This window comes from Mesorhizobium sp. P2_A8, assembly GCF_056404935.1.
Genome location: NZ_JBFUDB010000021.1, coordinates 20,387 through 27,554, shown reverse-complemented (window position 1 = coordinate 27,554; position 7,168 = coordinate 20,387). Strand labels below are relative to the sequence as shown.

5 protein-coding genes and 1 pseudogene are annotated in these 7,168 nt (G+C 58.2%); 1 reads left to right on the top strand and 5 read right to left on the bottom strand.

Going from position 1 to position 7,168, the window contains the following annotated elements; all coding sequences use genetic code 11:
• Window positions 1–348: 348 nt before the first annotated feature.
• Together AC1D10_RS35275 and AC1D10_RS35270 are read right to left on the bottom strand one after the other, a co-directional pair.
• Window positions 349–784, bottom strand: a pseudogene (locus AC1D10_RS35275) (IS66 family transposase); the annotation flags it as partial.
• A 197-nt stretch (window positions 785–981) separates the two neighbouring features.
• Window positions 982–2,292: a M24 family metallopeptidase gene (locus AC1D10_RS35270; protein ID WP_477279898.1), complete on the bottom strand. Its 1,311-nt coding sequence runs from the start codon at window positions 2,290–2,292 to the stop codon at window positions 982–984.
• 1,052 nt (window positions 2,293–3,344) lie between these two features.
• Here AC1D10_RS35270 and AC1D10_RS35265 point away from each other — a divergent pair.
• Window positions 3,345–4,508, top strand: coding sequence for a M20 aminoacylase family protein (locus AC1D10_RS35265; RefSeq protein WP_477279896.1), 1,164 nt, complete (start codon window positions 3,345–3,347; stop codon window positions 4,506–4,508).
• Between the two features lie 388 nt (window positions 4,509–4,896).
• Here the strand turns inward: AC1D10_RS35265 and ehuA are convergent, their stop codons facing one another.
• The 3 genes from ehuA to ehuC all read right to left on the bottom strand — a co-directional run bounded on the left by ehuA (window position 4,897) and on the right by ehuC (window position 7,125).
• On the bottom strand, window positions 4,897–5,673 hold the full coding sequence (gene ehuA, locus AC1D10_RS35260; protein WP_477279900.1) for an ectoine/hydroxyectoine ABC transporter ATP-binding protein EhuA: 777 nt from the start codon (window positions 5,671–5,673) through the stop codon (window positions 4,897–4,899).
• A gap of 115 nt (window positions 5,674–5,788) precedes the next feature.
• Entirely contained in the window at window positions 5,789–6,457 is a 669-nt protein-coding gene (gene ehuD, locus AC1D10_RS35255; RefSeq protein WP_477279894.1) for an ectoine/hydroxyectoine ABC transporter permease subunit EhuD, read from the bottom strand.
• Window positions 6,454–7,125, bottom strand: a complete 672-nt coding sequence (gene ehuC, locus AC1D10_RS35250; RefSeq protein WP_477279892.1) for an ectoine/hydroxyectoine ABC transporter permease subunit EhuC — start codon at window positions 7,123–7,125, stop codon at window positions 6,454–6,456. Before ehuC ends, ehuD begins: the two co-directional genes overlap by 4 nt.
• Window positions 7,126–7,168 lie beyond the last annotated feature (43 nt).

Genomic DNA, 7,168 nt, shown 5'->3' with positions numbered 1-7,168 from the left:
GCTTACGTCCTTCGCAGGTGTGAACTCCTTGTTCATAAGGCGAACTCCTTGTTGGCAGCCTGGCACCGTTTTAGGCCAGCTTATGTGAGGATCGGACCGCTTAGCGCCCGCTTGGTGAAATGTAGCGCGTTAGAAGCACTGCTTTACGCGAATGATCGCATCTCCAACGCAGGAAATTAGCGTTATTTCCTTGGATACGCATAGATGCGGCGATGTGCGGCGGGGAGGAGAAGATTTCCGCAACATTTTGTGCAGCGGCGACTCTTCCGCAGTACGCATACGACGAAGGCCGCATGATTGGCACGCGCGCGTGCGCGCGGCGGGCTCTATGAATGACGTTTCGTGAGGTCATGCGGCCTGCTGATCGGCGGGCTTTTCGCGCAGGCGTTTCCATTCCCAAGGCAGTAGTTCGTGCAGGCGCGAGGCGGGAAGATCGGCAAGAAGTGGTTTGCTTTTCTCCTGCCGCACGGCATACCGCTCGTCCGCGCTGCGGCCATCGATGGCGCGCTCGATCTCGAACAGCGCGTCGAGGCGCCTGACCGCCTCCAGCGCGATCGGAGAGATCGGTTTGCCCTTCTTGCCATCCCGGGCCTTTTTCGCGATGTCGGCCAATTCGAAGAATCCTCGCCGCGCATGGGCGTAGCAAAAGGCGGGCGTGATCGGCTGCTCCTTCCGCTGCGGGTCGAACAACGGCTCGAAGTCCACTGTAACAGTCGCACTGAAGGATGCCGGCGCATCCGGCCAGATGCTTCTGAGGATGCTCACCGCGCCGGTCGCTTGAGGCGCCGCCGGCGGCGATCTATTACGCAGGCCCGGCGAACGGACGGTCGTCGCGCGTAGTTTCATTGCCCACGCGGCAGCCCAGATCCATCTCGGCACGCCGCTCGTGTGGGTCTTTCAAGTCCATCGAGAATTACGCCATGAACCCCAACGCTCCCAGACGGTATCGGACGGGATCGAAACTTGTAGAAAGCGCGCAAATTACTCCACTACGATCAAGCGGCGATCGACCTCGGTCAGCCGTTCACCACCCCTTTCGGTGACGACAAATGACTCAGATATTGCGGCTCCGAAATGGTCGAGCCTGACCCCTGATTGGAAATGGAAGCACATGCCGGCTTGCAGAACGGTCCTGTCCTCCGAACGAATGCTAACCGTTCGCTCGCCCCAGTCCGGCGGATAGTTGAGGCCGATCGAGTAGCCGGAGCGGCCTATTTTGCTATACCCATTGCGCTTAAGTATAGCCAACCAGACCGCATTAACCTCGTCGACGACTACCCCTGGTTTCGCCATCTCGAGTGAAGCTTGAACACCTTCCACTATGACCTTCGCGAGACGCTTGACCTCTTCAGGTGGCTTTCCAATGTAGATAGTACGGCACAACGGCGCACAATAGCGCCGTCGCGTCGCGCCAAACTCCATGAGAACCAAGCCAGACGTTGGCAAGGGTTCATCGGTCCAACTGAGATGCGGAGTGTTCGTCTGTTCGCCGGTCTGGATAAGGGGGGGGCCGCTAAAGTCGCCATACTTTCCGTCGAGTCCTAGCACCTGAGACCCGAATACCTCGGCGACTACCTCGTTTTGCGGAACCCCCGGCTTTAGCTTTGCAATTGCCTTCTGCATTGTATTGCTGACCATCTGGCCGGCTTCTCTCATATAAACGAGTTCGGCCTCGGATTTAACGAGCCTGGCCCAATTCACCAGTTCGCGGCTATCGGTGAACTTCGCATTGGGAAGGCCCTTGACAAGGTGTTGGTGTCCCCGCGCAGTGTAGTAGTGGGCGTTGAGTTCAACGCCGATGCGATCGGATCCCCACCCGCGTGAATCGATCAGATCGCAAAGATCATCGAAGGGGTGCAATTCAGCATGGTGAAGCCGCTTATCGGCAAACGATACTATGTTCTCAGAGGATAAATCCGTCGTAATATGAGCGGAGTTTACATCGACGAGCCGTCCGAACCAAACCGGCGTGTCCGCCTTTAGGTGTACTAAGACCGCTTGAGGCACGTAGAATGAGTAGCCGTCATACCCAGTCAGCCAGTACATATTCGCAGGATCTTGGCAGATTAGAAGGTCCAGTCCTGCTTCCTCCATCCGTTGCTTGATCTGGTTAACACGGCGTTCAAACTCAGCGGGAATGAAGGGTTTCTTATAACTCATCTCACGGTCGTCCTTCACCCAGGGTGCTTGATTGGACCAGGCCTTCTCTCCTGCCTGGTGGTATCCCTTTCTAGCATGCACCAATTGGCTGTTTTTGCCCGAAGATCCCTCGATGCCGCAGAAAATCTGCATTTCTTGGCTATTTGCGCATCCAGCCATATTCTGGAGCTGGAACTTCCGTCTGTGAACGACAGGACTGCGCCCCCCGGCTGTCTCAGCTTCAAAGACCGTACGACACGGCCGCAAGCAGTACAATCCGTTAGGACGTGCCACCTGACAGCCGCGTCACTGCAGGACTTTGCGAGCAAGCGCGAGGGTGTGAAGATCCCCTCAGCGTACTGCTGTCTTTGTCCGAGTTGTCTCCTCGTCGTCCGGTAACTAGGCGGACGGTTGGGGGTTCGAGCCCCCGATGGCTTCGTTGACCCGGTTTGCGCACGGTAAGCTGCTCCCGTGACAAATACCTCGCGAATGAGCAGGAGATGGCCGGCCGTGGCGGATCTCTTGGGCAAGTCCCGAACCCTAAGGCGCAACTCCGTGTCCAGCGCCAGGCGCGACTGGTAGCGATCATCTCGCATTTTCAGTAGGTAGGGCGGCCCGACATCGATTCCGCTGCCTCGCCAGATAATTTCGGATTTTACGGGTCGCCCCGGCCGCGTTATGAAGCTTACAGTTCGGCTCCCACCAGAACCCCCGCAGCTTTAGCCTGTTACCCAGGCTGCCCGCGACGACGATCTCCCGGAGAATGTTGCGCAATCCATTGGGCGATCCGCAACATGTCTCCATCCAAGGCCCAAATGAAGTTTAAGTAGCTAGAGATCGCTTGCGGCGATAATGTGCGCAGCAATCGAAAAAACGCCGATTTCCTTCAATGCGTGTGGCTGCTTCGAGTAGCCCAGCTCTTCAACGCTTGATACAGTTTGGCCAGGCGAAGATGCGCAGCCGAGTGACTGATCGGCTGTCCTAGGGTAACTCGATGGATGAGCCAGATGAAATATCGAGGTATGCAAGGTCGTTGCACAAAAACATCCGGACATTTCCCTTTCCCGGATTAGAGCAGCTCTCACAGGTCCAATTACAAGGACCCGCTGGTCGGACGTCGGCACCACCTCGCGGAAAGCTCTGAGGCATGAGCGACGCAGGCGAGAGAGCATCAACCCTGTCCCAACTGCAGAAAGGAACCCCTCGTGCCCATCCTCAATCGGGTCGCCGACATTCTCCCTGACATCGTGGCCTGGCGCCGCGACATCCACGAACATCCCGAACTGGGCTTTGAAGAACAGCGCACCTCTGCCTTGATTGCCAAGCATCTGCGCGAATTCGGCTGCGACGAGATCATCACCGGCTTCGGCAGGACCGGCGTAGTCGGCGTCATCAGGGGCAAGAGGGCAGGGAGCGGCAAGGTCATCGGTTTGCGCGCCGACATGGATGCGTTGCCGATCGAGGAAGCGACCGATCTGCCCTATGCCTCCAAGAAAAAGGGCGTTATGCATGCTTGCGGTCACGACGGCCACGCCGCGATGCTGTTGGGCGCGGCGCGCTACCTTGCCGAGACCCGGAATTTCGCCGGTACGGCCGTCGTCATCTTCCAACCTGCGGAAGAGCTTGGCGCGGGCGCGGTCGCGATGATTGAGGACGGCCTGATGGAGCGCTTCGGAATCGAGCAGGTCTATGGCATGCACACTTTTCCGGGCTTGCCTATTGGCACTTTTGGGATCAGGCAAGGTCCGACGATGGCGGCAACCGATGAAATCGTGATCCTAATCGAAGGCCACGGCGGCCATCCCGGGCAGCCTCATAAATGCATCGACTCGATCCTGGTCGGAGCGCAGCTGATCACCGCGATGCAACAAATTGTGGCGCAGAATGTCGACCCCGTGGATTCGGCGGGGCTTTCGTTCCATCAGTTCCATTCCGGCAATACGCAGAGAATTATTCCACAGACAGCAGAGCTGCGGGGAAGCATGCGGACGCTAAAGCCGGAGGTGCGTCAACTTGTCAAGAAGCGCGTTGGTGAAGTGGCAGCCGGTATCGCCAAAATAACCGGTGCTAAGATCGACCTGACGATCCAAGACAGCGATGCAGTCGTTTTTAACCATGCCCTCCCCACCGGAATTGCGATCCAGGCTGCGAAGGACGTAGCCGGTGAACACAATGTGATGGAGACGCAGCCGGTGATGGGTGGAGAAGATTTCTCGTTTCTGGCCCAGGCACGACCGGGTGCTTTCATCTGGTGCGGAAACGGCGACAGCGCCGGTTTGCATCACCCCGCCTACAATTTCAACGACGAGGCGATTCCGTACGGGACATCATACTGGATAAAGCTCGTTGAGAACACGCTCGTGGTTTGAAGTCTTGTACGAGACGTGAGTGACGAGGCGGCCGGCCTGGTTTGATAGCAAACTCGTCGTCCGCCCCCCGCGCCGGCGGTCCATTCAGCCGGGGCGTTCCATCAACATCGCGTGCCGTTGCCCGCCTGCGCGGCAGCCAATGGCTTAGACCAGGGGTACGTGGCCGGCCTCTGTGGCTCAACGGATCGCCGCTTTGCTGTGGTCGGCAAGCGCAATGCCCACACCAAGGCGGCCCCGAGAGTTGTGCGAGGATAACCCAAGTCCGGCGCCGCCTCTCAACCCGGACCGGTTCCTGCCGGCGACTACCCCGTCGAACGTGGATACTGGGCAGTCTGCTTTTTCCGCAAGCTGATCGCCTGGTGCCGGCAAATGCGCCAGATGCGTTATCCTATCTCGCCTCTAGCACCGCATTGAGGAACTGCCGCGTCCGCTCGTTTTGTGGATTGCCCAAGAGTTGATCTGGCGGGCCCTGTTCGACAATCCTGCCGCCGTCGAAGAAACACACGCGGTCGGAGAACTCCCTAGCGAAGCCCATTTGGTGAGTGACCATCAGCATGGTGAGGTCATGCTCAGCGCCGAGCGTCCGGATGACGTTGAGCACCTCCCCGACCAGCTCCGGGTCGAGCGCCGAGGTCACCTCGTCGAACAGCATGACCTTCGGTCGCATGGCGAGCGCACGGGCGATGGCCACGCGCTGCTTTTGGCCGCCGGAAAGCTGGATCGGGAAATGGTTCTTCTTCTCACCGAGCCCCACCATGTCGAGCAATTCCGCCGCTCTGGTCTCGGCCTCCTGTTTGGAGATTCCAAGCACGGAGATCGGCGCTTCCATACAGTTCTGCAGCGCTGTCATGTGCGGAAACAGGTTGAAGTGCTGAAATACCATCCCGATCTTGCCGCGTACGCGCCTCAGATGATGGTCGCTCGCTGGCACCATTTGGCCTTTCTTCTGCATTTGCGTGAGCGGCTCACCGTCCACCCAGATCACTCCGCCGTTGATGCGTTCCAGTGTCATCAGCATGCGCAACACAGTGGTCTTGCCCGAGCCAGAGGGGCCGATGATGGACACTTTCTCGTTGCGCGCGACATCCAGATCAAGCCCGTCCAGCACAGTCAGCGCCCCGTAGCTCTTGGTGACGTTCTCAAAGCGGACCATGGGTTCGTTCATGACTTTCTCTTTGCGAGTAGTATCGAGATTGAGCTCGCCTCGTCCGGTCAGCGCGGCGTTGCGCTTCGTGTCTTTCTCGAAGCGAAGCACAGATTCGTTCATCGCGGAAGACCTCCTACTGCAGATGGTAACGACGGTGAAGCCACAAGCTCACCGACTGCACGATGGCAGACGCAACCAGGCTGAACACGAGATAGAAAAGGCCGGTCATAGTGATAACTTCGGTAAAACGGTAATGAACGGCGCCGAAATTCCTAGCCTGTTGAAGCATTTCCAGGATGGCGATCGCCGCCAAAATCGGAGTGTCCTTGAACATGCCAACCAGGTAGTTGCCGAGGCTGGGTACGATCGGGGGGATGGCTTGCGGCAGGATGATGGCGCCCCAAGTCCGCGCCCGCGACAGATTGAGCGCTGTGCAGGCCTCCCACTGGCCGTCGTCCACATTCTCGAAGCCCCCGCGGTAGACCTCAGAGACATAAGCTGCATAGTGGATGCCGAGCATGCCGATGCCCGCTGTCCAAGCAGGAATGACGATGCCGACCTGTGGACCGACAAAATAGACAAAGAACACCTGTAGGAGGAGTGGCGTCGAGCGGATGAACTCGATGATCTCCCCCATGACTAGAGATATATAGCGGTTGGGCGACTGACGGATCAGCGCAAAGACCAGACCTAGTACCAGCGCGATCGCGAAGCCAAGCAGCGTTGCCTGAATAGTAACAATTGCACCGCGGTACAGATACGGGAAGGCCTCCCAGACGTAGGACCAGTCCCAGATGCTCATATCGACGCCTCTCGCACAAAGCCGCGCGAGAGACGGCGCTCAAGCCAACCCACTAAGGGCCCGATTAAGGCGCGCGCCATGATATAATAGCCAAACATCCCCACGGCGAAGAACAGCAGGTAATTCCCGGTGACGTCGGCCGCCAGCTTGGTGGCAGTGGTGAACTCGGTGATAGTGATGAAGAACACGAGCGAGGTGCCCATCAGGATCGAGATCAACAGGTTGCCCCAAGCCGGCAGCATCGCGCGGATCGCCAGCGGCAAGATGACGCGACGCATCATCGTCATCCGCTTGAAGTTGAGCGCGGTGCAAGCCTCATATTGTCCCCGATCAACGCCTTGAATGGCAGCGCGTACGTACTCGGCGCCATAGCCAGAGGCATTCATGCCGAGACCCAAAACTGCGACAGGCCATGGCGAAAGAAAAATACCGAAGAATGGCAATACGAAGAACCACCAGTAGAACTGCACCAGCAAAGAGGTACCACGAAAGAATTCGATGTATGCAACACCAAACCAGCGCAGCGGCCAATGACGGGAGACCCGAATCAGGCCGACGATCAGCCCCAGGGCGATCGCCACGAGCGATCCCGCGACGGCTAGAATAAGGGTATTTGCGAGTCCTTTAGCAAGCGCCGCCACGCTGAAGCCAAGCGCGAACTCATTCATATCGTGTCCACCTCACTCAGGGCTCCCCGGCCGAAGCCGGGGA

Coding starts and splice junctions, on each gene's coding strand:
- ehuA (WP_477279900.1), bottom strand. CDS start 5,673: ATGAACGAACCCATGGTCCGCTTTGAGAACGTCACCAAGAGCTACGGG.
- ehuD (WP_477279894.1), bottom strand. CDS start 6,457: ATGAGCATCTGGGACTGGTCCTACGTCTGGGAGGCCTTCCCGTATCTG.
- AC1D10_RS35270 (WP_477279898.1), bottom strand. CDS start 2,292: ATGCAGATTTTCTGCGGCATCGAGGGATCTTCGGGCAAAAACAGCCAA.
- ehuC (WP_477279892.1), bottom strand. CDS start 7,125: ATGAATGAGTTCGCGCTTGGCTTCAGCGTGGCGGCGCTTGCTAAAGGA.